Source organism: Mycobacterium hubeiense (genome assembly GCF_002838065.1).
GTDB classification, from domain to species: Bacteria; Actinomycetota; Actinomycetes; order Mycobacteriales; family Mycobacteriaceae; genus Mycobacterium; species Mycobacterium hubeiense.
Window position 1 is genome coordinate 1 of sequence record NZ_PIZU01000110.1, and the last position, 1344, is coordinate 1344.

Genomic DNA, 1344 nt, shown 5'->3' on the forward strand with positions numbered 1-1344 from the left:
CACACCGAGGCTCATCCACAGGTTCTGATCATTCCTCGTTACGTCTCGATGCTTGGCGGTGAATATGTGAGGTCAGTCGTGATTTGCACGACGACCGCTGCGCCCCGGTGCCGGGAGCCGGTGCCGAACCCGCGAGCAAAGAAACTCTCTTGGATCGGGTACGGACCGCGCCCCGGAATATGCCGCAGGCCTTGGTAAGCCGGGTTGATGTGTTCGCGGAAGCCGACCGGGTTGGCGTCGTTGTTCGGCCCAGAGGTAGCCACGACGACGGCGTAATACCGTGGCATGTAGTTGGACTTGATGACTAAGGCGTTGTTGTAGGAGCCCCACACCTGTAGCCCGTTGTACTCGGCGTTGGGGATAGGGCCGTGGATCGTTTCTGCCGAAACCCACGCTGGCATAAGCGCACTCGGGATGAAGTCGTATTTGGGGGTGGTTGCGCCGCCGTAGTCCACGCCCGCCTTCCATGCCGCAATGCTTGATGCCTCAAAGTCGATGGGGTTGACGATCAACACAAGCTGCGAGCCTGCCATCAAGCCATATCCATGTTCGGTAACGTGCTTGATCATGTTCTCGACATCAAGCGCATCGAGAACTGTTGACCCGGTGGTGAGGTAGTGCTTGTGCGTGCCGTCGAACGTCGTGCCGAGATACGGCGGGGGCACCATCCGTCGCCGTTCCAGAGGCAGTAGCAGGTGTGGCCCCACTCATTCAATTCCGTTGCGGAATCGAGCAATCGGCGCTGTACCGAGCCTGTTGTCAACTTATTGTCGGCTTCGAACACGCGGGTGACTTGTTATCTGCTCAGAAGTGGCTTCCCGCAAGAACTTCCACGTTGCGCGAAGGGCAATGTCAAAATCGTGAAACGAATAACCAAGGCGCAGAACATCACTCGGCCGGCTAGGTAGGCTGCGATTTACCGCTGTACCGGTGCGCGGCGCAGTACGTGCGGCGCGAGCTAACTTGGGCTGTCGTCGTCATCGGAGCCCTCGGGCGCATGTTCCGCGACCATCGCCGGTAGCTCTTACGTCAGGCGGATACACCGATGCCGGTGAACGTCCCGGTGTAACCAGTTCCGAGCATACTGAGACTCGCAAGCTCAGGCGTGAAGTGGCCGAATTGCGCAGAGCTAATGACGTTTTGAAGTCTGCGTCTGCGTTTTTCGCAGCGGAGCTCGACCGCCCCGCGACGAAATGATCGCCTACATCGACAGCCATCGCGGTCAATTCGGGGTCGAGCTCATCTGTCGTGTCCTGCGGGCAGCTATCCCGGGTTACCTCACCTCGCGCGGTTATCGGGCCGCCAGCCCTCTCTGCCAACCTGGGTTGAGGCACCCGCCCCCTG

Annotated in this window: 1 protein-coding gene, 1 pseudogene and 1 other annotated feature; of the genes and pseudogenes, one reads left to right on the plus strand and one right to left on the minus strand. The window is 59.7% G+C overall.

From position 1 onward, the window contains the following. Window positions 1-38 precede the first annotated feature (38 nt). The gene (locus CWS39_RS28200) at window positions 39-668 is read right to left on the minus strand and encodes a hypothetical protein (protein ID WP_102146108.1); all 630 of its coding nucleotides are present in this window, start codon (window positions 666-668) and stop codon (window positions 39-41) included. A 424-nt stretch (window positions 669-1092) separates the two neighbouring features. On the opposite strand from CWS39_RS28200, the pseudogene CWS39_RS29940 reads away from it, so the two are divergent. Further along, window positions 1093-1344: pseudogene (locus CWS39_RS29940) on the plus strand (hypothetical protein); the annotation flags it as partial. Then, window positions 1155-1271, plus strand: a sequence feature (AL1L pseudoknot). It overlaps the preceding pseudogene by 117 nt.